The following is a 22,816-nucleotide window of genomic DNA, read 5'->3' on the forward strand; positions in this document are numbered from 1 at the left end:
ATACTAGAACCTGTTACAGTTTTGTGCCATGACGGGTGGCACGACGGGCGATCTGCCCGCCGAGGTGGACGTGGTCGTGGTGGGCGCCGGCGGCGCGGGGATGAGCGCTGCCCTCGCGGCCGGACGGAAGGGCCTCGACACGATCCTCGTCGAGAAGAGCGCCTACTTCGGGGGTTCGACGGCGCGCAGCGGCGGCGGCGTGTGGATCCCCGGCAACTACGCGCTCGCCGAGGCCCACCAGGTCGACGCGGGTGAGCCCGAGCGTGCCCGGGAGTACCTCGACGCCATCGTGGGCGACGTCGTCCCCAAGACCCGCCGCGACACCTACCTCGAGCGCGGCCCCGAGGTCCTCGACTTCCTCCGGTCCCACACGCCGGTGCGGTTCCGGTGGGTCCCTGAGTACTCCGACTACCACCCCGAGGCGCCCGGCGGCAGGCCGCGTGGCCGCAGCGTCGAGCCGGTGCCGCTGAACGCCCGGTTCCTCGGCGACGAGCTCGACCGGCTGCACCCGCAGTACACCAAGGCGCCGGCCAACCTGATCGTCACTCAGCAGGACTTCCGCAAGATCAGCCTCGGCATGCGGACCCTCAAGGGACCGGTCACGATGCTGATGGTGCTGGTGCGCCGGATCGTGTCGATGGTCCTCGGCCGTCGGATGTACGCGATGGGCAACGCGATCGCGATCGGCCTGCGGAAGGGCCTGATCGACGCAGGTGTGCCGGTGCACTACGAGACCGAGCTCAGCGACCTGCTCATCGAGGAGGGCCGGGTCGTCGGTGTCCGTGTCCTGCGTGACGGGACGGAGCACGTCGTGCGCGCCCGCAAGGGCGTGATCCTCGGTAGCGGCGGCTTCGAGAAGAACCTCGAGATGCGGGAGAAGTACCAGCCGCAGCCGACCTCGATCGACTGGACGACGGGTTCGGAGTTCAACACCGGCGGCGGCATCCTCGCCGGCATCGCGGCCGGGGCGGAGACCGACCTGATGGACGACGCCTGGTGGGGTCCGACCATCCCCCTCCCGAACCGCCCCTGGTTCTGCCTCGCCGAACGCAACCTGCCGGGCTCGATCATCGTCAACCAGGCCGGCGAGCGGTTCATGAACGAGGCGCTGCCGTACGTCGAGGCGACGCACGCGATCTACGCGGGCGAGGCGACCGGCGTCAGCCACGTGCCGAGCTGGTTGATCATCGACCAGCGCTACCGCAACCGCTACCTGTTCGCCGGGCTCGGGCCACGGCAGCCGTTCCCCGGCAGCTGGCTGAAGTCCGGCGTCGTCCGGAAGGCGGCGACCCTCGCGGAGCTCGCGGAGAGGATCGAGGTGCCGCCCGACGCGCTGGCCGCGACCGTGGAGCGGTTCAACGGCTTCGCCGAAGCCGGCGTCGACGAGGACTTCCACCGGGGGGAGTCCGCCTACGACAAGTACTACTCCGACCCGACTGTCAAGCCGAACCCGTCGCTGCACGCCATCGACCATGCGCCGTTCTACGCCGTCAAGATCGTGCCGGGCGACCTCGGCACCAAGGGCGGACTGGTGACCGACGAGCGGGCACGGGTGCTGCGCCCCGACGGCTCCGTGATCCCCGGCCTCTACGCTGCCGGCAACGCGTCGTCGGCGGTCATGGGACGGACGTATGCCGGACCGGGCGCCACCATCGGCCCCGCACTGGTGTTCGGCTACCTGGCCGTCGAGGACCTCGAGGAGAACTGATGCCCATCGACCCGTCCGTCGCGATCGGAGCCGACATCGGCTCCACCACGTTCTCCTGGACCGAGAGCGACGTGCTGCTCTACCACCTCGGGATCGGCGCCGGGTCGCACGAGGGTGACCACCTCGCCCCCGCCGCGCTCCGCTACACGCTCGACGGCCCGGCGCTCCAGGTGCTGCCGACGTTCGGTGTGGTGGTGCCGACCTTCCACGAGACCGACCCGCCGCCGCTCGACCTGCCCGGCTGCGACATCAACCTCGCCCAGGTCGTGCACGGGTCGCAGTCGATCGCCGTCTCCGGTCCGATCCCGACGTCCGGCACGGCGACCGTCTCCACGACCCTCACGGACATCTGGGACAAGGGCAAGGCCGCCGTCGTCTGGCAGGAGGGCGTGGCGACGTCCCCGTCCGGCGAGGAGCTGTGGCGCACGCGGTCGTCGATCTTCGTCAAGGGCGAGGGCGGCTGGGGTGGCGACCGGGGCGCGTCGGACCCGGTGGTCCTCCCCGTTCGCGATCCCGACCTGCTGACGTCGTACGACGTGACGCCGCAGCAGGCGCTGCTCTACCGCCTGTGCGGCGACCGCAACCCGCTGCACGCCGATCCCGACTTCGCGAAGGCGGCCGGCTTCCCGGCGCCGATCCTGCACGGTCTCTGCTCCTACGGCATCGTCCTCCGCGAGCTCACCGACGGCCTGCTCGGCGGTGACGCGACCCTCGTCCGGGGCTTCGCCTGCCGGTTCTCAGGCGTGGTGTTCCCCGGCGAGACGATCCGGGTGACGGGCTGGCGCGAGGGAGACCGGATCGTCGCCGCGGCGGCCGTCGAGGGCGGCGAACGGGACGGCTCACCCGTCCTCGCCGACTGCGTACTGACGGTCGCCTGATCGACCTGACCGCCCCGCCACTACGGTGGGGTCTGCTCGCTCATCGACGAAAGGCGGACCCATGGTCACCCGCACGGCACGCACCGCTTGGAACGGCACCCTGCAGGACGGAACCGGTCAGGTCGAGCTGGCCTCGTCCGGCGTCGGGACGTTCGACGTGTCCTGGCCTCGACGGACCGGCGACGCGGCCGAGGGAGTCACCTCGCCCGAGGAGCTCGTTGCCGCGGCCCACTCCTCCTGCTTCTCCATGGCGCTCTCCGGCGAGATCGGCCGCGCCGGGGGTACGACCAAGTCGCTGGACGTGACCGCCGAGGTCTCCTTCGGGCCCGACCCTGCGGGTGGGTTCCACATCAACGGCATCGCGCTCACCGTGCGCGGCGAGGTCGACGGGCTCGACGAGGCCGGGTTCGTCGAGTGCGCGGAGAAGGCCAAGGCCGGCTGCCCGATCAGCAAGGCCCTCGCCGCCGTCGAGAACATCACCGTCGACGCGGCACTCAAGGCCTAGGAGCCCGCACACCTACGCGCTCACCCGGTCGGAGCTCGTGGAGGTCTCGCCCGCGCTGCGCACGCCGTCGAGCCGACGGACCACCTCGAAGTAGAACGTGAAGGCGATCGCCGCTAGCGGCGGCTCGGGGCTGCGGACGAACCACTGGCCGAAGGCGTTGTCGAACCATTCGCGGGCGGTCCCCTGCCCGATCCAGGTGAGGAACGCCAGCAGCACGATCCAGCAGCCGAGCACCAGTGCACGGCCGGGTGCCCCGGGAGCGCCGCGCACGGCGAGCACGGCGTCGCCGCGGGTGAGCGGGAGGACGATGTCGAAGTACAGCGGCACGAAGAGGCACACGGCGAACGCCTCCGCGTGGAAGTCGAGGGTGCTGGCGTGGTCGGGGCCGAGCAGGTCCTTCACCGGGCCCTGGTAGATCGCGATGTTGGCGAGCAGGACTGCCACCCAGAACGCCAACCTGGCCCAGGCAGAGACCAGGCGCGGACCGGAGCGGCGCCAGAACCCGCGCGACCAGTCGAAGTAGAGCGACAGGACGACGAGCCCGCTGAAGACGTCGCGCAGCGTGAGCACCCGTTGCGGGAGGCGCGCCCCGAAGACCGCCTCGAACATCGGACCTTCCATGCAGGCGAGCACGACGAGCAGTCCGCCGTACCAGGCGACGCGGCGGGCGATCCAGCCGCCGGTGTCCCTGGGGTGCGGGACGATCGTGCCGTTGCGGCGCAGGGTGGCGACGACGTCCCAGAAGAGCGGGACGATGAACGCCACGACGTAGGTCTCGTTGGCCTTCCAGAGCCAGATCGAGTTGTCCTCGCCCACCAGGTCGACCATCAGCCAGTCCTGGTGCACCACGACGAACACGATGGCGAGGACGGCGTAGTAGCCGATCGTCCACCGCCATCCGAACGAACGACGCCGCCGCCGCTCTGTTGTCTCCGTGGACCCGGCGCCGTGCATGACTTCCCCCGTGCGATCGCTGCGGCCCCGACTGAGACCGGCTCAACTCGGCGAGCCTAGGAGACCTTCGAGCGGCCGGGAGCATTTCGAAAGTCTGCGCGTGATCACTTCCGAGAACGTGCCGTCATCGCGCGTCGTACGGTAAAGACATGTCCTACCCTCCCCCGCTCTACGAGGGCGCGTCCGGCGAGGTCTCCGCGACCATCAAGCCGGTCGGCGCCGAGCCCGATCTCGTCTACCCGAACGGCAACCGCGTCACCTACCTCGCCGAAGGTGCCGCGACCGGCGGCCTGTTCGGGCTCTACAAGTGGGAGTTCTCGGAGGCGGTGAGCGGTCCCGGCGCCCACTTCCACCGCACCATCGCGGAGTCGTTCTACATCCTCACCGGCGAGGTCACGGTCTACGACGGCAAGGACTGGGTGAAGGCCTCCCCGGGTGACTTCCTCCACGTCCCTCCCGGCGGACTGCACGGGTTCCGCAACGAGTCGGGCGCGGCGGCGTCGATGCTGCTGCACTTCGCCCCGGGGGCGCCGCGGGAAGCCTACTTCGAAGGCCTCGACCGGCTCGCGCGCGGCGAGGAGTGGACGCCGGAGGAGTACGACCGGTTCATGGCCGAGCACGACAACCACTGGACCGACTGAGCCGGCTCACAGCGGGCGGCGCACCACGACCAGGGCGACGTCGTCCTCGACACTCTCGTCGCCCAGGCCGACCGAAATGATGCGGCTGCAGATCGTCTCGGCGTTGTGGCCGGCCGAGAACGCTTGACGGACGAGCTCCAGGCGCTCGCCGTACTGGTCGGGGTGGCGATCGGGTCCGCCTCGGCGCTCGACCAGTCCGTCGGTGAAGAACGCGAGAGCGGTGCCCGGCTCGAGGACGATCTTCTCGCTCTGACGCTGGCCCTCGGGTTCGAGGCCCAGCAGCAGTCCGGTCTGGATGTCGGCGGGATCGGCCGCGGTTCTGCCCGCGCGCGCGATCAGGGGTGCCGGGTGGCCCGCGCTGCAGATGACCACCTGGTCGAAGGGCGGCTCGGTGACCGCGTAGACCACGGTGGCCGAGATCTCGGACTCGAAGTAGCAGAGCTTGCGGTCGAGGCGCTGCACGACCTCGGCCGGGTCGTCGTGATCGAGGGCGTAGGCCCGCAGAGCACTGCGGAGCCGACCCATGACGATGGCCGCCCGGAGCCCGTGCCCCTCGACGTCGCCCATGACAAACCCGGTCTTGCCGTTGGGCAGCGTGAACACGTCGTACCAGTCGCCGCCGAGGTCGCCTTCGGCCGGCAGGTAGCGCACCGCGACGTCCAGGCCGTCGATAGTCGGCGGCGCGGCGGGGAGCAGACTGCGCTGGAGGACCAGCGCGGCGAGGTGGGCGTCGTCCTCGGTCCGATCGGACAGCCGCGCGCCGATCTCCGCCGCCGCCCCCTCCAGCCGCTCTGCGTCGTCGAGGGTGAACTCCCGCGCACCGAGGCTTCCGACGTGCAGGACCCCGAGCAGGCCGTTGCGGCCGAAGACCGGCACGCCGAGCAGCCGCTGGACCCCCGCCTCGCGCAGGATCGGGTTGAGCACCGAGCCCTCGTTGACCTCGTTGACGAACGTCGGTCGGCGGTCCTCGGCGACCTTGCCCGCGAAACCGGACCCGACCCGCACGTGTGGCGCACCACGCCATCGACGGCCGAGCCCGGCCGACGCGGCCGGCTCCAGCACCCTGCCCGTCTCGTCCAGGAGGAGCAGGGTCGCGGTGTCCGAGCTCATCATGGCCCTGACGTTGTCGATCAGGCCTTGAACTGAGACCAGATCCATGGTCACAGGTGTCGCCTCCCCGACCGTCGATCCCGAGGGCCGGTTACTTGGGCCCTGGCGCGCATCCTTGCACAGACGCGTCGTGGACCTGGTGCACGGAGGTGCTCGGCTACCGTGGCGCCATGGCGCGTTACGAGGTCAACGACGGGGCCGTGGCGAAGGCGCGCGCGCTGATCGCCGGGCGGCAGTACGTTCTCGACAGCGACTGGGGCGACGTGCAGCCGGATGCAGAAGCCGGCAACGCGTTCCTCGAGCGGAACTCGTGGGAGCAGTACGCCGCCTGGCACCTCGGTCTGACGGAGGGCGCCAACGACGGGACGAAGGCCCGCTACGCGTTCGTCTACGGCGACTTCCGTCGGGTCCACCGCACCGGACTCATCGCGTGCGTCTACCGGGCCTCGGAGTGGCGCCACAAGCAGGTCGAGCTGGCGGCCCACGACCTGTTGCAGCTGCTCGACCGGACCGCCGGGATCGGCTGACTCAGAGCCCGTCCAGGAGGCCCGGCGCCATCCGGCCTGGGTTCGCAGGCAGCGTCGGCTGCCCGGGACGGCGTACCGACGCGTAGGCGCTGAGCACCGGCGCCAGCTGGCTCGGCGTGGAGCCGTGCAGGATCACGCTGTCGACGCCGGTGATCCCGAACGAGTCAGCCACCTGCTGGGCACAGGATCCGGCGGTGCCCGTGATCGCGCAGTCGAGCCACTCCTGCGGGATCACCCGGTCGGCGAGGTAGGCCAGCTGGTCCGGCGTCGCCACGGCGTCGAACGCGCCCGAGAACCCGGTCACGAGGGGGTCCTCCCGGAACCGCTGCAGGGCTGCCGGGTCCCAGTCGTTGATCCGGACCAGCAGGTCGCCGTACCCCTGGAGGTATGTCGCGAGCCGGCCCACCGTCTTCTTCAGGACCTCCTCGGCGGGGATTGTGTCCTCGACCACCGCGGTGCACGCCCAGATCCGGAGCGCGGCCGGGTCCCGTCCGGCCGCCTCTGCCCCGGCGCGGGCGGTCGCGACGCTCCTGGCCACCGCCGCATCGGTCATGAACGTGTGCAGCACGACTGCGTCAGCCACGCTCCCTGCGAGCTCGAGCGCCTTCGGACCAAGGGCGACCATCAGGACCGGGATGTCCTCGGCGATGTCGTCGTCCATCAGAAACAGGTAGGGATAGGTGCCGGACGGTCCGTCGTGGTCGAACCGCTCCCCCCGCCACAGGCGTCGCTGGACGGCGATCGCGTCGCGCAGCTGGGCATTGGTGATGCGAGGGACCCCCATCAGGTCGAAGAGCATGTCGAAGCCGCGCCCGAGGCCGAGCGCGAACCGTCCGCGCGACATCCGGTGCGCCGTCGTCGCCATCGTGGCCGTGACAAGCGGGTGCCGTGTGTTGTGGTTCGTCGCCGCCGTCGCGATCCCCAGGGTCGTCGTCGCGGCCGCAGCTGCCCCCGACAGCACGGCGGCGTCCTTGTAGTTGAAGCGCTCGGAGAGGAAGACGGCCCCGAGGCCGATCCGCTCCGCCTCACGCACCTCGTCGAGCAGCGCGCGCGGATCGGCGGCGTGGCCGGCCAGGCCGTAGCAGCCCAGCTCGGGGAACTGGTGCGGTTCGTCCACGACGGCTCAGACGTTGGTCGGGATGTGCATGACGGTGCCGCCGTCCACGACGAACTCGGAACCGGTGGCGAAGGACGACTCGTCGCTGGCCAGGAAGACCACGAACGCCGCCACCTCGTCGGGCCGACCGGGACGTCCCAGCGGGATCGGGATCAGGTCCTCGGGCATCTGGTCGGTCGCGGGCGTGCTGATCCGGCCCGGGTGCAGCGAGTTGACCCGGATGCCGTGCGGTGCGAGCTCCATGGCCACCGACTTGGTGAGCCCGGTCAGACCCCACTTGGCAGCCACGTAGCCGTGCGCCCACGGCGTCCCGCGGAGGCCCTCGATCGAGGACGTGTTGATGATCGACCCGCCCCCCGAGTCGATCAGAGCGTCCGCAGCGGCCCGGATGCCGAGGAACGCTCCGGTCAGGTTGACGTCCAGCATCTGCTGCCACTGCTCGCTCTTGTAGCGCTGGAGCTGGCCGCCGTTGAAGATGCCGGCGTTGTTGAACAGGACGTCCAGCCTGCCGAGCTCGGCGACGGTGAAGGCGACCGCGCTCCGCCAGTCCTCGTCCTGGGTCACGTCGAGGTGGACGTAGCGGGCTGCCCCCGGCCCGAACTGCTGGCAGAGGTCATCGGCGAGAGCCTCGCCCTCGTCGTCGAGGAGGTCGCCGATGACGACCCTCGCGCCTTCCTCCACCAGCATCCGTGCACTCGCCCCGCCGATGTTGCGCGCACCGCCGCTGATCAGCACGACCTTCCCGTCCACACGTCCCATGACGTGAAGATAGCCCATGAACTAGAACACGTTCCATTTTCTCTCGTAGAGTCCTCGCCATGACGATTCGAGTCGCCCAGGTCGCCACCGGAAACGCCGGCATGCTCACCCTGCGCCAGCTGATCAGCGACGCCCGGTTCGAGCTCGTCGCGGTGAGCACGTCGACCCCCGGCAAGGTCGGCACGGACGCGGGCGAGCTCGCCGGGCTCGACCTCGTGACCGGGATCGGTGCCGTCGGCGACCTCGACGCCCTGATCGCGGCAGGGCCCGAGTGTGTCGTCTACTGCGCCATGGGCGATACGCGTCCGGTCGAGGCGACCAACGACGTCCGCAAGCTTCTCGAGGCCGGCATCGACGTCGTGGGCTCCGCTCCGGGCACCCTCCAGTTCCCGTGGGGGACGATGCCGCAGAAGGTGATCGACAAGGTCGAGGCCGCGGCCCGGGCCGGCGACGCGACCGTGTACATCACCGGGGTCGATCCCGGCTTCGCCAGCGACCTGGTGCCGCTCGCCCTGGCCAGCACCTGCCAGCGCATCGAGCAGGTCAAGTGCTACGAGCTGGCCGACTACGCGACGTACGACGGTGCCGAGGTGATGTTCGACCTCATGGGCTTCGGCAAGCCGGTCACCGACACCCCGCTGCTGTTCCTGCCCGGTGTCCTCGGGCTCGCCTGGGGCACCGCGATCCGGATGATCGCCTCCGGTCTCGGGATCGAGGTGGACGAGATCGTCGAGCACTGGGAGGTCGAGCCCGCTCCCGAGTCCTACGACGTCGCGGCCGGCCGGATCGAGAAGGGCACCATCGCGGCCCTGAAGTTCTCGATCTCCGGCATGGTCGACGGCCACCCGGCGATCGTCGTCGAGCACGTCACCCGGACCCGCGACGACCTGCGACCGGACTGGGCGAGGCCGGCGTCCGGCGGAGGCTCCTACCGGGTCGAGATCACCGGCGAGCCGAACTACGTCGTCGACATCGTGCCGAGCAGCGAGCACGGCGACCACAACCACGCGGCGATCGTCGCCGCCTGCGGGCGGATCGTGAACGCCATCCCCGACGTCGTCGCTGCGGCTCCGGGCATCCGCACCACCCTCGACCTGCCGCTGCCCACAGGCCGCGGGACCTATGTCGGACAAGGGACGCTCTGACGCCGTTACGCTGCCGCGATGCCGATGACGCTCGCCCATCCCGCGGCGGTCCTGCCGCTGAGGCGCTCGGGGCTGCCCATGATCGCGCTGGTCGCAGGCTCGATGGTGCCCGACATCCCGCTTTTCCTGTCCTGGGTCCGTGGCTACGAGATCACCCACAGCCTCGTCGGCGTCCTCGTGGTCGATGTCGTCCTCGCATCAGTCGTCGTGCTCGTCTGGTTTCGCTGGATCCGTGACGCCGTGGTGGACATGAGTCCCGGCCCCGTCCGCGCCCGGCTGGCCGAACACGTCCGGCTGACGAGCCGGCAGTGGCTGCTGGTGCCGCTCGCCGGATCCGTGGGCGCCGCCACGCACCTGCTCTGGGACTCGTTCACCCATCCCGGGAGGTGGGGTCCGCGCCACATCGAGTGGCTGCGCACCGAGCACGCCGACCTGCTCGGACTGAAGTGGGTCCAGTACGCCTCCGGTGTCCTCGGCCTCGCCGTCGTGATCTGGGTAGCGGTCGCGTACCTGAGGTCACTCGAGCCGCTGCCCGGCACGCGCCGCCCGCCGGCCCTGCCGCCGTCCGTGCTCCCGGTCGTGATCGTGACCGCCGGACTCGTCGGACTGACGTCCGCCGCCGTCAGCGTGCCCGACGGCTTCCACCTGATGGCGTTCAACGGCGTGGTGGACGGCCTGATCGCCGCGACGGCGCTCGGCGCGGCCGCCTGCTCCTGTTGGCACCTGGCTCGCCGGCGCGTCAGCGACCCGTCCGACCGTCAGTCTGCTCAAGAATGACGACGGGCGAGGAACTCATCACTCATTTCGGCGCGCGTCCAGATCGACAACATCTGCCCGGCGCGGCGAACCGCATGCTGCGACGGCTCGAGTGGGCGCCGACAGGCGGCGGTAACAAGCGGGTAGTGCGAGGCCGCCAAGGAGTCGCGGGAGGATGTACCTGACGGTCGAACGGCGCGGTGGCCGGGGTGAGCGCCCTCGATGGCGACACCGCGGAAGCTAGGCAGGAGACTCTTGCCATCGGCGGCTTCCGTTGCGCGGGGTAGCGGCGCAGACTGTCCTGAAAACCCAGGTTGCAACCTGGGGCTCCACTCAGGACCGAGTCATCCGTCACGGAAGCGGGCTGAGTGGGGCGCTGAAGGAAGGGGGTGACGCCGATGTCGACAATCATTCGATTACTCTCGGCATGGCGATCTCCTGGTTCTGGGGCCTGGTTCGCCCAGTCGTTGAAGTGGCAATCGTCCGTGCAACCGGTCAGGCCCTGGGCGTCTAGCTAAGGGCACGCCGTCGCCCCGGCCGATCACCGGGGCGACGGTGCCAGATCTAGGTGTTCGAGTAGGTGTCTCGCTGCCGGGCACCCAACGCACGGGCGAGAACTTGCCGCGGATCATGCCCACTCGAAGTCGCTGTAGAGGCCGAGCCGCCGGGGCCTGGGTACGTCTCTTCGATCCGGCTGCTACGCGGCCCGGCAACCTCGCGCAGGTAGGCCAGCGGGGAAAGACGCAGGCGAACGCGAGCGGAGGCGCCACGGCCGGACACGCCTCAGTCGGCAATCGGTGCGTCGACTCACGACAGGTGCGCCAGATCGATTCGCGAATGTCCCGGAGGCGATCGACGGCGAGCCGGAGATCTTCGCGCTCCCCCGGGCGGCATGGTCATCGCGCTACGGCCCGACGAGCCTGACCGGTCAGGAGGCCGGCTCGAAGAGTTCGACCACGTTGCCGGACGGGTCCTCGCACAGAATCTGCCGACCACCAGGCCCGGTGACGATCTCGTTGCGGAACGACACCCCGTCGGACCGCAGTTCCTCCACGCGACCGCGCAGGTCGTCGAGGGTGACCACGACGCGGTTCCAGCCCCCCGGCTCGGGTTGCCGGCCGTCCGGCATCGGGCGTGCTGCGGACGCCGCCGGGCCGGCGAGCCACAAGTCAAGGTCGTCGCACCGCACGATCGCCATCGCCGGACCGAACTGTTGCACGAGGGTGAAGCCGAGTCGGTTGTAGAACGTGATCGACGCGTCCACGTCGGCCACCAGGTAGCGCATCACTGCCATCCGATCCTCCAGGTCTCGAGCGCCGAAGTCTGTCCAGGGAGTTTGCCACCACCCGAGGCCGAGAAGTGAGCGACCCCGATGCGGCTACTTGGCGCTGGCGCCTCGCGGCGCAAGGACGCACTCCACCCGAAGGACTGACCGCACCCTTGTCAGCGGAGGCGGTGACATCGATGGTGGTGGTGTTCTCGCCGAGATGCTTGGCCGTGGTCAGACGTTCGGGTCCGGGGGTAGCGTGCGGTTGATGAGCGAGCAGGAGCCGAGAGTCGAGGAGCGGGGTTGGCCGAAGAGGTGCCCGCACTGCCAAACCGAACTGCAGACCGCGACCCAAGGTTTCAACCCTGCAGGTGAGGACGACATCGATCACGGCGAGATGGGCGAAGTCCTGGCCGTTGATTTCTGTCCCAACCCAGATTGCCCCGGCAAGGAGACTGACCCGGCCCGGGCCTCTCACGATCAGTGAGGCAGCGACCGGGCCCCGCTCTCGGAAGGACGAACGTCATCCAAGCACCCCGCGCGACTCGGGATGTCCGTGCGCATGCCGCCGCGCTGACCCGCGGAAACACGCACCCCGACTCGGTGGTGTTGGTGCTCGCCTCGAAGTGCCGCGGTCAAAGGCGCACGCTGTCTCCGTCGGGCTGCGCGAGTGTCGCGGAATAGGCTGCCGACGAGTCCGTCTCCAGCGAAGGAACCGCCATGACCGAGATACCGGCCACCATGCGCCAGCTCCGGAGCCTGGTCACACCGGAGCGCGAGCTCCGGCTGTCGGTGGAGGCCGTGGACACACCGCCGCCGGGGGAGCGGGAGGTGTTGGTTCGGGTTGAGACGGCGCCGGTCAATCCCTCCGACTTGGGACTGCTGCTGGCGATGGCCGACGTCTCTCAGGCGGTTGCGGGCGGATCGTTGGACGACCCGACCGTGACGGCACCGATCCCGGAGCCGGTCATGCGCTCTTTGGCGGCGAGGGTCGGCGAGGCCATGACCGTGGGCAATGAGGGGGCCGGTGTCGTAGTCGCGGCGGGGGCGTCGCCGGAGGCAGAAGCGCTGCTCGGCCACAAGGTGGGGTTCATCGGCGGCGCGACGTACGGCGAGTACTGCCTGGCCTCGCCGCGGATGTGCCTGCAGCTGCCCGAGGGCGCCAACGCGGTTGACGGAGCATCGTCGTTCGTGAACCCACTGACCGCCCTGGGGATGGTCGAGACCATGCGCAACGAGGGGCACACCGGGCTGGTGCACACCGCGGCCGCGTCCAACCTCGGGCAGATGCTCAACCGGATCTGCCTGGCCGACGGCGTACCCCTGGTCAACATCGTCCGGCGTCCCGAGCAGGCCCGGCTGCTGCGGGAGCAGGGGGCCGTGCATGTATGCGACTCCAGCGAGTCGACTTTCGAGGTCGATCTGGTCACGGCGCTCAAGAACACCAAGGCGACCCTGGCGTTCGACGCGGTCGGCGGCGGGACGTTGGCTGGCCAGATCCTCAACGCAATGGAGGCGGCCATCGTGGCGCCCGACGCGCCATACAGCCGCTACGGCAGCGACGTGCACAAACAGGTCTATGTGTACGGCGCCTTGGACCCGCGGCCCATCGAACTACGCCGCCGGTTCGGCTTCGCCTGGGGTGTTGGCGGCTGGCTGCTGACGCCGTTCCTCGCGCGGACCAGCGGCGAGGACCTGGTCCGGTTGCGGCAGCGGGTCGCCGCCGAGCTCACCACGACGTTCGCTAGTCACTACACCGATCAGATCTCGTTGCGCGAGGCTTTGGACGTGGAGACGTTGCACCGATACGCGCGCCAGGCCACCGGGGAGAAGTTCCTGCTCCGCCCGCAGCGCTGACTCACGATCAGTCCTCGATCTGCGCTGCGCCCTGCCGCCTCAACGCATCAAGTCCGTCTCGCATGGCTTGCAGCTTCTCCGCGGAGTGACTGACCCAGCCGACGAGCTCGCCGACGACACGCAGCGGCTCGCGGGTGCGGAAGGACTGCGTCGGGTTCCCGGGGAACCTCTTGTCGGTGACGTTGGGGTCGTCCTCGAACTCGCCTGTGGGCTCGACGATGTAGATACGCCCGCGGCCCGCACCCGCTGCGAGCTCGGCGCCCCAGGTCGCGGCGTCGAGGGTCGCGGTGAAGTAGACGTAGTTCATCACGCGGCCCTCCTCGAAGTTCGACTCGCGGCCGGGCACCAGCATGTCGCCGGCAGCGAGATCCACCTTGGTGCCGTGCAGGTAGACACCGGCTTCGTACACCTCGAAGGCCACGGGCTCCCTCGCGACGTTCATGCGCCGACAGTAGCTCCAGCGCCGGGCTGACCAGCGGATGCCACCAACGATCCGCAGACTGCTCGGCCGAGTTGTTCTCGATCTGGGGTTACTGCACTTGCGGCGACGCGGCAGGGCGACTCGACCCTGCGACCTCGGTTGGTCAGCGCGCACGCCGCGGAGTGACCCACGCATCCTTCCCACACCGCTCATGTGTCCGCCCTGGCCGCCCGGGCGTACACGAGGACTGACCCGGGGTCAGCTCTACCTCACCTCCTGGGCAAGCATGACGAGGATGCCGCTGGGGCCGCGCACGTAGGTGAGCTTGTACACGTCCCCGTAGGTCGCCACGCCGCGCAGCGGGTGGCAGCCGTGCCTCGCGGCGACTTCGAGGGCCTCGTCGATGTCGTCGACGGAGAAAGCCACGCGGTGCATGCCGATCTCGTTAGGACGGCTGGGCTCGGTCTCGATCGCATCGGGGTGGATGTACTCGAAGAGCTCGAGACGACCGTTGCCGTCTGGTGTCTGGAGCATGGCGATCTTGGCGTGGTTGCCGTCGAGGCCGACGGCCGTGTCGGTCCACTCTCCACTGACCGTGTCACGGCCGAGGACGGTGAGTCCGAGGTCGGTGAAGAAGGCAATCGTCGCTTCAAGGTCGCGGACGGCGATCCCGACGTTCTCGAGCTTGATGGGCATGCGTTGCACGCTATCGAGTCAATGGCGAACCGCTCGAGCCAACTGACTTCCGGTTCCGGTTCGGCCGGACCAGGGAGCGTCGTGCGGAGCCCGACTGGCGGCGATAGGACGCACTCATCGCGAGTAGCACAATCCGCCTCGCGATCCCTACTCGCTGCACGACCGAGGGCGAGTGTGCATGGCGAAGGAGCGCGGCTGTCACCCTGTTAGGGATGGCAGGCGCGCACCGGTAAGCGCGGGTGCGGCAATCTCCGTGTCTGGCGCGGGACAAGCAGCGATGCCGGCCTCGAGCAGCGCCCCCAGCCGTCGGTCACAGTCGGGGCTGCCGCTCGCGATGACGCCGTCCACGGCGCATCGGACCATCGCCGGCGCGCAGCGCTTGGCGAAGGTGTTTGCGTCGATCCGGCTTCGCACCCCAAGTCGATCGACCCAGGCAGCCGCGCCAGGAACCATCCCGAGTGCGAGCTGAGCCTCCCGTCGGGTGGCGGCCAGATCGGGTCCGGCATCCGCACACAAGCGCTCAGCTTGAAGAAGACCAGCGGCCAGCGCGCGCTGGGTTCCCTCGGGGACATCGAGGACGACCTGCGCCGCAACCGCGACCGCGACCGCGAGCCAGGTCCGGTCGTTCCCACGCCGGTACACGACCGAGGGGATCAGTGGAGCCAGCTTCTGGCGTCCGTCGTCGCTGGTGTGATCGTTCACCAGCCTTGCCAGATACGCGAGTAAGGGATGAGTACAGGAGGGGTGATCGCTCCACCGCTCACCGGCGAGCACCGAGGCGAGCTCCATGAAGCACGCGCCGCGTCGTGGCGTTCGATGCCGGCCACGTGACAGAACCGGGATGCCGTCGGGAATGCTTGAGGGCTTCATCGCAACCTCCTACTGCGAGCATGCGCCGACGCGCTGGCCCGATCAACCCTCGGTACTCATGAAGAACGCGCAGCGGAAACGTGATCTCTGCCGATGACGGGATTGGGGAGGAGGTCGCACTGGTATTAGAGACTTCCTCGAGGGATTGGGCCTTACCGGAGGAGTAGCAGGCCAGCGTCGGGCGCGAGATCGACCTGCGATCCGAGTCCACGGCTGGCCTTGCGCAGAACCCGGTGCAGCCATCTCGCGTCCTCCTTTCGTCGCGCCGCAAGTGCATCTGCCGCGACTGCCAGAGGGCACCATCCGCAGCTCGACCGGGCGAGCAAGCCTGGCGGCACAGCGATCGCTGATCGGTGGCATGGCGTGGCAAGTGAGCACCGCCGCGACTACCGTGCATCCCATGGCAGACGTCGTGCTCCGTGTGCGGTTCACGAGCGGTGACCACACCGATGTCACGTATCAGGACCGGGATGCGACCAATGAAGACGAGCTGATCGAACACGTCGTCTCAACGCTGGCTTCCGACTCCGGTGTCCTTCGTTGCCATCACGGTGATCGGCTACTCGTAATATTCGCGCGCGGCGTTGCCACCATCGAACTAGCACCGCGCGGCGCAATCCTGTAACCGGTCCTGATGGTGAGCGACCCGGACACTGGCGGCGAAAGGACGCATCGCCTTCGCCGAGATAGCCACGGCCGATCGGAGCCACACGGCGGCTCAGTCCCGCGCGGCGATGATCTGCTCGCGCAGGATGTCGCCGTGCCCGGCGTGCCGGGCGAGCTCCTCGACCATGTGCACATACATCCAGCGGAGGCTCACCGGCCCGCGGCGCGGGTGCGCGCCGGTGTCGTCGAGGTCGTGGTCGAAGGCCAGCCGGTCGGACTCCGCGCAGACGCGTCGGAAGTTCTCGATGATCGAGGCGATCGTGTCGTCGGGCGCCAGCCGGAAGCTGTCGTCGATGTCGTCGGGGACGCCGACCTCGGCGCGGGTGCGACCCGGCAGGGTCACGTGGAACCACACCTGCTCCGCGAACGCGGCGTGCTTCACGAGGCCGAGCAGCGTGGTCAGCGACGGCACCAGGCGGCGCCGCGCCTCCTCCTCGGTGACGCCGTCCAGCAGCTCGAGGATCTCCGCCCGGTTGCTGGCGAGGAGGTCGACCAGGGTCTTCCGCTCCGAGGCGGTGGTGTCCTGCTGCTCGCTGCTCACCGGGTCAGGTTACGGGCGCCGCGACGTACCCTGAGCCATGGTCCAGACCCGGGTCCGCGCCACTCTCGGCACGATCGTCTTCTTCTTCCTCGCACCGGGCAGCACCGCAGGTCTGGTGCCGTGGCTCATCACCCGCTGGGAGGGCGACGTCCCGGCGTGGGCGCAGCTGACGGGCGCGACCGTTGTCGTGGCCGGGACGCTGCTGGTGGTCGCCGCGTTCGCCCAGTTCGCGCTCGAGGGCCGCGGGACACCGGCACCCACCGCGCCCACGCAGGAGCTGGTGGTCGGCGGTCTCTACCGCTGGGTCCGGAACCCGATGTACCTCGGCGTGAGCACGGCGATCGCCGGCCAGGCCGTGCTGTTCGGCAGCGTCGGCGTCGGGATCTGGTTGGCGGTCTTCGTGCTCGCCACCACCACGTTCACCCTGGCCTACGAGGAGCCCACGCTGCGCCGCACGTACGGCGCGTCGTACGACGCCTACGCCGCCGCGGTGCCTCGGTGGCGGCCACGGCTGACTCCCCGGCGCCCCTAGTCCGTCGAGAACCCCGCTGCCCCGTCCGGGTCGACGTCCCGGACGTCGACCCGGTCGACGCTCGCTCGGGGGCTGCCGGTGTGGCACCAGCCGACGAGCTCCTCCACGGCTTCCGCCGTGCCTTCGAAATGGCCGCGCACCGAGCCGTCGTTCTCGTTGCGGATCCATCCACGCACGCCCAGCCGCGCCGCCTGGTCGGCGCAGCGGGCCCGGAAGAACACGCCCTGCACCAGCCCGACAACTCTCACCTCGACCGCACGAGGCTCCATGCGGCCATCATCGCGCAGTGGCGGCAGGCGCAACCAGTGCGCCACTAGGACGCGGCGAGGATCAGCCCACTGGTCGGCACACCCGTGCCGGCGGTGACGAGCACATGATGGGCGTCGTCGACCGGGTTGACCGAGGTGCCGCGGATCTGGCGGACGCCCTCGGCGATGCCGTTCATGCCGTGGATGTAGGCCTCGCCGAGCTGGCCGCCGTGGGTGTTGAGCGGGAGGCGGCCGCCCACCTCGATCGCTCCGTCCTTCACGAAGTCCGGCGCCTCCCCGCGGCCGCAGAAGCCGAGCTCCTCGAGCTGCATGAGGACGTACGGCGTGAAGTGGTCGTAGAGCACCGCCATCGGGATGTCGTCCGGCGTCAGCCCGGACTGCCGCCAGAGCTCGCGGCCGACGACGCCCATCTCGGGGATCCCGATGTCGTCTCGGTAGTACGACGTCATCACGAACTGGTCGCGGCCGCTCCCCTGCGCTGCCGCCGCGACGTACGCCGCCGGCTGGGCCAGGTCCCGCGCCCGCTCCGCAGACGTGATCACCAGCGCCACGGCGCCGTCGCTCTCCTGGCAGCAGTCGAGCAGGTGCAGGGGGTCCACGATCATCCGCGACGCCTGGTGGTCCTCGAGCGTGATCGGCTTGCCGTAGAAGAACGCGTTGGGGTTGGTCGCCGCGTGCCGGCGATCGGCGACCGCGACCCTCCCGAAGTCCTCCGAGGTGGCGCCGTACTCGTGCAGGTAGCGGCGGGCCTGCATCGCGACGGTGGCGGCCGGCGTGCCGAGACCCATGGGATAGGTCCACGCGTTGTCGAGCCCGTTGGTGTTGACCTGTGTCGCCGCGGCGACCGAGACCTGCCCGAACCGTGACTCCGACCGCTCGTTGAACCCGCGGTAGGCCACCACCACGTCGGCGACGCCGGTCGCGACCGCCATCGCGGCCTGCTGGACCGTGGCGCAGGCTGCGCCACCGCCGTAGTTGATCCGGCTGAAGAACCGCAGCTCTTCGATGCCGAGCTCGCGGGCGAGGGCGATCTCCGAGGAGGTGTCCATCGTGAAGGTGGTCAGCCCGTCGACGTCGGCGACGGTCAGGCCGCAGTCGGCGAGGGCGTGCTGCACGGCCTCGACCGAGAGCTGCAGCTCGGAGCGGCCGGACTCCTTGGAGAACTCGGTCGCCCCGACACCGGCGATGGCGGCCTTGCCGGAGAGGCTCACCGGGTCACCCCTTGGGCCACCCGGACGGTGCCGGTCACGTGGTCGCCGAGGGAGACCCGCCCCACGACGTCGAGGACCGCGACGCCGTCCTCCACCGCCACGACCTCCCCGCTGAAGGTCAGGGTGTCGTAGGGATGGGCGGGCGCGCCGAGCCGGATGGCGATGCCCTTGAGCTCGCAGTCATGGCCGACCCAGTCGACGACGAACTTCTCGACCAACCCGTTGGTGGTCAGGATGTTCATGAAGATGTCCTTCGACCCGGCAGCCTGGGCGACGTCACGGTCGTGGTGGACGTCCTGCCAGTCACGGGTGGCGATCGCGGTGCTGACGATCGTGGTCGGGGTCATCGGCAGGCTCCACTCGGGGATGACCTGGCCGGGCTCGAGCTTCCTCATCGGGTCTCCTCGACGGCGCGGTTCCAGACAGGCAGCGTCAGGTCGTCGTCGACCCGGTTGAAGTCGACCCGCAGCCGGATCCCGATCTCGATCTCGTCGTCCGCCACGTCGGCGACCTCGCCGACCATCCGCACGCCCTCGTCGAGGTCGATCAGCGCGATCACGATCGGCAGCTCCTTGCCGGGTATCGGCGGGTGCCGGTGCACGACATAGGAGAAGACGGTGCCGAGCCCGGACGCGACGACGTAGCCTCGGTCGAGGGCACCGCACCGGGGGCAGGCGGGACCCGGTGGGTGCCGGAGCACGCCGCACGCGTTGCAGCTCTGGATCCGCAGCTCGCCCTTCTGCGTGCCCTCCCAGAAGTACGCGCTGTCGCGGTTGACCATCGGCCGGATCACGACGAGTCCTTGGGGACGAACTTCAGCACCCGGAACAGCATGCTCGCCACCTTCTCCTCGCCGGAGTACCAGGTGTTGCGGGAGGTCACGAAGTAGCCGAGACCCATGGCGGTGTTCTTGGGGCCCACCACCGAGTCGAGCGCGGTCGTCACCCGCAGCTCCTCACCCACCTTGAGATAGCGCTCGTAGGTCTGCTCGCAGTTGGTGCCGAGCACGGCGGTGAAGCCCTCGCCGGTGAGGACCTCCATCATCCGGCTCAGCGGATCGTCGTCGGGCCGGCGCCGACCGAGGCCGGGCATGGTCCACACCTGTGCCATCGACGGCGGGGCCTCGCCCGACCGGAACCGCTCGTTGTCGTAGCCCATCGCGTCCAGCCAGGCGCCGATCGTCGGCTGGTTGACGGGGTACGGCGCGATGGACTCCGACGCCTCGCCGAGCGCCTTGATCCGATCGGCCTCCGTCATGATCCGCTCATGGCGCTCGTCTCCCGCAGGTTGGCTCATCTCGGCACCCTCGGCAGGCCGAGCCCGAACATCGCGATCAGCTCGCGCTGCACCTCCTGCACGCCACCGCCGAAGGTCAGCACCAGGTTGCGCTTGGCCTGCGAGTCCAGGTAGTCGAGGAGCTCCTTGGTCTCCGGTTCCGCGGCGTCGCCGTGCCGGTGGACGGCGGCGATCAGGTCGGCGATCAGGTGCTGCACGTGGTCGGAGGCGAACACCTTGGAGGCGGATGCGTCGGCGACGCCGACCTCTCCGGACGCCGCGGCGCGCGCGACCGCCCAGTTGAGCAGCTCGTTGACCCGGAAGACCGCCGTGGCCTCGCCGAGCAGCGCGACCAGGTCCGGCTCGTCCCGGACCCCTGCTGCGTCGGCCCAGCGGATCACCCGGTCGCGCAGGCCTTCGATCCGGCCGGCCGGGCCGAGCATCACCCGCTCGTGGTTGAGCTGGGTCGTGATCAGCTTCCAGCCCTGGTTCTCCTCGCCGACCAGCATGTCCACCGGGACGCGCACGTCGTTGAAGTACGTCGCGTTGACGTGGTGCGACCCGTCGGCGGTGACGATCGGGGTCCAGCTGTAGCCGGGGTCCTTGGTGTCGACGATGAGGATCGAGATGCCCTTGTGCTTGGGCGCGTCCGGGTCGGTGCGCACCGCCAGCCACAGGTAGTCGGCCTGGTGGCCGCCGGTGGTCCACATCTTCTGGCCGTTGACGACGTAGCAGTCCGTGGTGGGGTCGAGCCGGGCCGTCGTGCGCAACGACGCCAGGTCGGTGCCCGCGTCCGGCTCGCTGTAGCCGATCGCGAAGTGGACGTCGCCGGCGAGGATCCGCGGCAGGAACATCTGCTTCTGCTTCTCGGTGCCGTAGCGGATCAGCGTCGGACCGACGGTCTGCAGGGTGACGGCCGGCAGGTGCACGTCGTGGTACTGCGCCTCGTTGGCGAAGATCGTCTGCTCGATCTCGCCGAGGCCGTGCCCGCCGTACTCCTTGGGCCAGCCGACACCCATCCAGCCGTCTGCGCCCATCCGCTTGATCAGCCGCTCGTACGACGGTCCGTGACGGTCCCAGGCGCCCTCGACCGCGCCGGGGTCGGACGGGTGGCCGAACTCCTCCGACAGGCCGGCGAACCACTCGCGCAGCTCTGCCTTGAGGGCGCGCTGGTCGTCGGTCAGCTCGAGGTTCTTGGCCGTCGGGTCCTCGACCGGCACCTGGCCGGGCAGGGTGTCGAGCACGTGGGCCAGGTCGGTGCCCCAGCTCGAGTAGCCGATCAGCGGGTAGGTGACGTCGACGCCCATGCCGCCGTGCAGGTGGTGACAGGTGCGGAACGCGGCGGGTGCGACCCGGCTCACCCAGTAGGCCGCGACGGCGAGGTCGTCGGCGGCCGGCAGGCCGTTGGCGACGCGCCACACGGCGTTGTCCGCGGCCAGGTCGAGGGTGCGGCTCGCGATGTAGACGTCGGCCATCTGCAGTGAGACCGCCTGGAACTCGGCCAGGGCGCGACCGAACTGCTCCCTGCCCTTCACGTAGTCGGCGGTCAGGTCGCGGGCGCCGGCAAGCACCCCGGCGGCGGTCACCGTCAGACCCGCCGCCGCCACCGCGCGGAGGTACGCCGCGGCGTCCCCGTCGAGCGCCTCGGCCGGTGCGTCGTCAAGCACCACGCTGAAGGTGGGCGTGCCGGCCGACGAGCTGGCGGGCAGCAGGGTGACACCAGGACCCTGCGGGCCAACGAGGGTGACCATGTCGGAGTCGCCGTCGCGGGCGACGACCAGCAGCGTCGCGGCCGTGTCGGCATAGGTGACCGTTGCCTTGCGTCCGGTCACGCGCCCGTTCGCGTACGTCGTGGCCGCCCCCGGCGCGTCCCTCAGCGCGGGCGTCAGCACGGTCCCCTCGGCGATCGCCGCGAGGTGCTCCTTGCGCTGGGCCTCCGTGCCGTGGGCGGCGAGGGTGAGGGCGGAGCAGCAGATCGTCTCCCACGCCGGCACCCGCTGGGCGCGCCGGCCGGACTCGCGCAGCAGCACCGCGACGGCCTCGAGACCGAGCCCGTCGCCGCCGTACTCCTCCGGAAGCGGGAGCGCGGTCAGTCCGGCCGCCTGCCAGGCAGCCCAGTCGCCGGAGCGGTCCAACACCTCGGTGACGACCGCGCGTACCGCACTGATCTCCTCAGCTTCCACAGGCAGAACTGTAACGTGTTCTACTTCGCGATGCATGTGCGGCTGGTAACAATGACGGCGTGCCGTCCGCCCTCGAGCGTCGCCTCACCGCTCATGTCGACCGCCTCGCCGACGAGCACCCGCCACTGCGCATCGAGGACGTCGACTTCACCGTCCACGACCCGGTCGCCTTCGACGGCCGCTACGGGCACGTCCTCGACTACATGGCGCGGGTCGAGCTCGAGGTGGACCGCAACGTCCTGGAGCTGACCACGATGCTCCCGCACCCGCCGGAGATCGACCGCTACTTCTACGCCGACGTGTGGCAGCCGCAGGAGATCCAGCACGGACGGATCCTCGACCGGCTCCAGGTCGAGCTCGGACGGGCGCCGGCGGTGGCCGACACCGACTCGGTGAGCGCCAAGCTCCGGCTGCTCGGCGCCCTCGCCCACCTCCCGGCGTTCCAGGACGTCTGCCGGATGCTCTACTACCTGACCGGCATGTCGACCGAGCGGTCCGCGGTCCTCGCCTACAACCTCCTGCACAACGGGACCGCCGCGATGGGCGAGCGGGCGGTCGCGGAGACGATCATCGGGCCGATCAAGCGCCAGGAGCCCGGCCACTTCGTGTTCTACCAGCTCTCGGCGCGTGGCCTGTGGGACCAGCTGGCCCGCTGGCAGCGGTGGTTGGTGCGTCGGATGCGCTCGGTCTCCTTCGGGCCGGTGGGCGCCAACACGGACGAGCAGCGCGCGGACCTCGGTGAGGTGATGCTGACGCTCGGCATCAGCGAGGACGCCGCGTTCGCGGCGCAGGCCGTGCGGGTCGAGCGCGAGCTGCTCTGGGCGCAGGACCAGGGCATGGACGTCCCGCCGTACGTCCTGCGGGCGTTCCGGCACGCCGTCGAGCTCGCCCGGGCCCGGGCCGCCGAGCGGGACGCCTGACCCACTCC

The 22,816-nt window shown here is 69.9% G+C and carries 27 protein-coding genes; 12 read left to right on the forward strand and 15 right to left on the reverse strand.

From position 1 onward, the window contains the following. The first annotated feature begins 28 nt into the window (after nt 1-28). The 3 genes from kstD (at nt 29) to SHK19_RS12570 (ending at nt 3,091) form a co-directional block, all read left to right on the forward strand. The gene (gene kstD / locus SHK19_RS12560; RefSeq protein ID WP_322936417.1) at nt 29-1,708 is read left to right on the forward strand and encodes a 3-oxosteroid 1-dehydrogenase; all 1,680 of its coding nucleotides are present in this window, start codon (nt 29-31) and stop codon (nt 1,706-1,708) included. Continuing rightward, nucleotides 1,708-2,586: a MaoC/PaaZ C-terminal domain-containing protein gene (locus SHK19_RS12565; RefSeq protein WP_322936418.1), complete on the forward strand. Its 879-nt coding sequence runs from the start codon at nt 1,708-1,710 to the stop codon at nt 2,584-2,586. Before kstD ends, SHK19_RS12565 begins: the two co-directional genes overlap by 1 nt. Before the next feature lie 61 nt (nt 2,587-2,647). Then, on the forward strand, nt 2,648-3,091 hold the full coding sequence (locus SHK19_RS12570; RefSeq protein WP_322455306.1) for an OsmC family peroxiredoxin: 444 nt from the start codon (nt 2,648-2,650) through the stop codon (nt 3,089-3,091). A gap of 12 nt (nt 3,092-3,103) precedes the next feature. Here the strand turns inward: SHK19_RS12570 and SHK19_RS12575 are convergent, their stop codons facing one another. Beyond that, on the reverse strand, nt 3,104-4,045 hold the full coding sequence (locus SHK19_RS12575) for a hypothetical protein (RefSeq protein ID WP_322936419.1): 942 nt from the start codon (nt 4,043-4,045) through the stop codon (nt 3,104-3,106). 149 nt (nt 4,046-4,194) lie between these two features. On the opposite strand from SHK19_RS12575, the gene SHK19_RS12580 reads away from it, so the two are divergent. Then, nucleotides 4,195-4,686: a cupin domain-containing protein gene (locus SHK19_RS12580; protein ID WP_322455308.1), complete on the forward strand. Its 492-nt coding sequence runs from the start codon at nt 4,195-4,197 to the stop codon at nt 4,684-4,686. 6 nt (nt 4,687-4,692) lie between these two features. On the opposite strand, the gene SHK19_RS12585 is transcribed toward SHK19_RS12580, so the two are convergent. Continuing rightward, nucleotides 4,693-5,844 (reverse strand): PP2C family protein-serine/threonine phosphatase, encoded by a 1,152-nt coding sequence (locus SHK19_RS12585; protein ID WP_322938693.1) that lies wholly within the window; start codon nt 5,842-5,844, stop codon nt 4,693-4,695. 122 nt (nt 5,845-5,966) lie between these two features. Between SHK19_RS12585 and SHK19_RS12590 the strand changes: the two genes are divergently transcribed. Next, nucleotides 5,967-6,323: a hypothetical protein gene (locus tag SHK19_RS12590; protein WP_322455309.1), complete on the forward strand. Its 357-nt coding sequence runs from the start codon at nt 5,967-5,969 to the stop codon at nt 6,321-6,323. Between the two features lies 1 nt (nt 6,324). Here SHK19_RS12590 and SHK19_RS12595 read toward each other — a convergent pair whose 3' ends face one another. Then, entirely contained in the window at nt 6,325-7,440 is a 1,116-nt protein-coding gene (locus SHK19_RS12595; RefSeq protein ID WP_322455310.1) for a TIGR03857 family LLM class F420-dependent oxidoreductase, read from the reverse strand. Between the two features lie 6 nt (nt 7,441-7,446). Then, nucleotides 7,447-8,199 (reverse strand): SDR family oxidoreductase, encoded by a 753-nt coding sequence (locus SHK19_RS12600; protein WP_322936420.1) that lies wholly within the window; start codon nt 8,197-8,199, stop codon nt 7,447-7,449. Nucleotides 8,200-8,258: 59 nt separating this feature from the next. Here SHK19_RS12600 and SHK19_RS12605 point away from each other — a divergent pair, with 59 nt between their 5' ends. Further along, complete coding sequence (locus SHK19_RS12605) at nt 8,259-9,344, forward strand: NAD(P)H-dependent amine dehydrogenase family protein (protein WP_322936421.1); 1,086 nt, start codon at nt 8,259-8,261, stop codon at nt 9,342-9,344. Between the two features lie 18 nt (nt 9,345-9,362). After that, nucleotides 9,363-10,121 carry a DUF4184 family protein gene (locus SHK19_RS12610; protein WP_322936422.1) on the forward strand — a complete coding sequence of 253 codons (759 nt, stop codon included), beginning with the start codon at nt 9,363-9,365 and terminating at the stop codon, nt 10,119-10,121. 907 nt (nt 10,122-11,028) lie between these two features. On the opposite strand, the gene SHK19_RS12615 is transcribed toward SHK19_RS12610, so the two are convergent. Continuing rightward, nucleotides 11,029-11,394, reverse strand: coding sequence for a VOC family protein (locus SHK19_RS12615; protein WP_322455314.1), 366 nt, complete (start codon nt 11,392-11,394; stop codon nt 11,029-11,031). Between the two features lie 241 nt (nt 11,395-11,635). Between SHK19_RS12615 and SHK19_RS12620 the strand changes: the two genes are divergently transcribed. After that, on the forward strand, nt 11,636-11,854 hold the full coding sequence (locus SHK19_RS12620; RefSeq protein ID WP_322936423.1) for a hypothetical protein: 219 nt from the start codon (nt 11,636-11,638) through the stop codon (nt 11,852-11,854). Between the two features lie 233 nt (nt 11,855-12,087). Then, a complete protein-coding gene (locus SHK19_RS12625) occupies nt 12,088-13,224 on the forward strand; it encodes a zinc-binding dehydrogenase (protein WP_322936424.1) in 1,137 nt (378 codons plus the stop codon). A gap of 7 nt (nt 13,225-13,231) precedes the next feature. Here the strand turns inward: SHK19_RS12625 and arr are convergent, their stop codons facing one another. From arr to SHK19_RS12640, 3 genes are all read right to left on the reverse strand, one after another. Further along, nucleotides 13,232-13,666 (reverse strand): NAD(+)--rifampin ADP-ribosyltransferase, encoded by a 435-nt coding sequence (gene arr / locus SHK19_RS12630; protein WP_322936425.1) that lies wholly within the window; start codon nt 13,664-13,666, stop codon nt 13,232-13,234. 243 nt (nt 13,667-13,909) lie between these two features. After that, a complete protein-coding gene (locus SHK19_RS12635) occupies nt 13,910-14,341 on the reverse strand; it encodes a VOC family protein (protein WP_322936426.1) in 432 nt (143 codons plus the stop codon). A gap of 198 nt (nt 14,342-14,539) precedes the next feature. Beyond that, nucleotides 14,540-15,211, reverse strand: coding sequence for a hypothetical protein (locus tag SHK19_RS12640; RefSeq protein WP_322936427.1), 672 nt, complete (start codon nt 15,209-15,211; stop codon nt 14,540-14,542). Nucleotides 15,212-15,611: 400 nt separating this feature from the next. Here SHK19_RS12640 and SHK19_RS12645 point away from each other — a divergent pair, with 400 nt between their 5' ends. Further along, nucleotides 15,612-15,836 carry a hypothetical protein gene (locus tag SHK19_RS12645; RefSeq protein WP_149749852.1) on the forward strand — a complete coding sequence of 75 codons (225 nt, stop codon included), beginning with the start codon at nt 15,612-15,614 and terminating at the stop codon, nt 15,834-15,836. A gap of 93 nt (nt 15,837-15,929) precedes the next feature. Here SHK19_RS12645 and SHK19_RS12650 read toward each other — a convergent pair whose 3' ends face one another. Continuing rightward, nucleotides 15,930-16,418 (reverse strand): DinB family protein, encoded by a 489-nt coding sequence (locus tag SHK19_RS12650; RefSeq protein WP_322455320.1) that lies wholly within the window; start codon nt 16,416-16,418, stop codon nt 15,930-15,932. A 37-nt stretch (nt 16,419-16,455) separates the two neighbouring features. On the opposite strand from SHK19_RS12650, the gene SHK19_RS12655 reads away from it, so the two are divergent. Continuing rightward, nucleotides 16,456-16,950: a methyltransferase family protein gene (locus SHK19_RS12655; protein ID WP_322455321.1), complete on the forward strand. Its 495-nt coding sequence runs from the start codon at nt 16,456-16,458 to the stop codon at nt 16,948-16,950. On the opposite strand, the gene SHK19_RS12660 is transcribed toward SHK19_RS12655, so the two are convergent. From SHK19_RS12660 to SHK19_RS12685, 6 genes are read right to left on the reverse strand one after another with little or no spacing between them, the layout of a single operon-like run. Beyond that, the gene (locus tag SHK19_RS12660; protein ID WP_322455322.1) at nt 16,947-17,219 is read right to left on the reverse strand and encodes an acylphosphatase; all 273 of its coding nucleotides are present in this window, start codon (nt 17,217-17,219) and stop codon (nt 16,947-16,949) included. The genes SHK19_RS12655 and SHK19_RS12660 overlap by 4 nt on opposite strands. A gap of 44 nt (nt 17,220-17,263) precedes the next feature. Continuing rightward, nucleotides 17,264-18,430, reverse strand: a complete 1,167-nt coding sequence (locus tag SHK19_RS12665; RefSeq protein WP_322936428.1) for a lipid-transfer protein — start codon at nt 18,428-18,430, stop codon at nt 17,264-17,266. Beyond that, nucleotides 18,427-18,825 carry a MaoC family dehydratase gene (locus SHK19_RS12670; protein ID WP_322936429.1) on the reverse strand — a complete coding sequence of 133 codons (399 nt, stop codon included), beginning with the start codon at nt 18,823-18,825 and terminating at the stop codon, nt 18,427-18,429. The genes SHK19_RS12665 and SHK19_RS12670 overlap by 4 nt, the downstream gene beginning before the upstream one ends. Next, complete coding sequence (locus SHK19_RS12675) at nt 18,822-19,223, reverse strand: Zn-ribbon domain-containing OB-fold protein (protein ID WP_322936430.1); 402 nt, start codon at nt 19,221-19,223, stop codon at nt 18,822-18,824. The genes SHK19_RS12670 and SHK19_RS12675 overlap by 4 nt, the downstream gene beginning before the upstream one ends. Next, nucleotides 19,220-19,726 (reverse strand): FAS1-like dehydratase domain-containing protein, encoded by a 507-nt coding sequence (locus tag SHK19_RS12680; RefSeq protein WP_322936431.1) that lies wholly within the window; start codon nt 19,724-19,726, stop codon nt 19,220-19,222. Before SHK19_RS12680 ends, SHK19_RS12675 begins: the two co-directional genes overlap by 4 nt. Further along, on the reverse strand, nt 19,723-21,888 hold the full coding sequence (locus SHK19_RS12685) for an acyl-CoA dehydrogenase (RefSeq protein ID WP_322936432.1): 2,166 nt from the start codon (nt 21,886-21,888) through the stop codon (nt 19,723-19,725). Before SHK19_RS12685 ends, SHK19_RS12680 begins: the two co-directional genes overlap by 4 nt. Before the next feature lie 59 nt (nt 21,889-21,947). Between SHK19_RS12685 and SHK19_RS12690 the strand changes: the two genes are divergently transcribed. Further along, nucleotides 21,948-22,808 carry a GTP-binding protein LepA gene (locus SHK19_RS12690; protein WP_322936433.1) on the forward strand — a complete coding sequence of 287 codons (861 nt, stop codon included), beginning with the start codon at nt 21,948-21,950 and terminating at the stop codon, nt 22,806-22,808. Nucleotides 22,809-22,816: the final 8 nt, after the last annotated feature.

Origin of the sequence: Nocardioides bizhenqiangii, from assembly GCF_034661235.1 — a bacterium.
Classification (GTDB): Bacteria; Actinomycetota; Actinomycetes; order Propionibacteriales; family Nocardioidaceae; genus Nocardioides; species Nocardioides bizhenqiangii.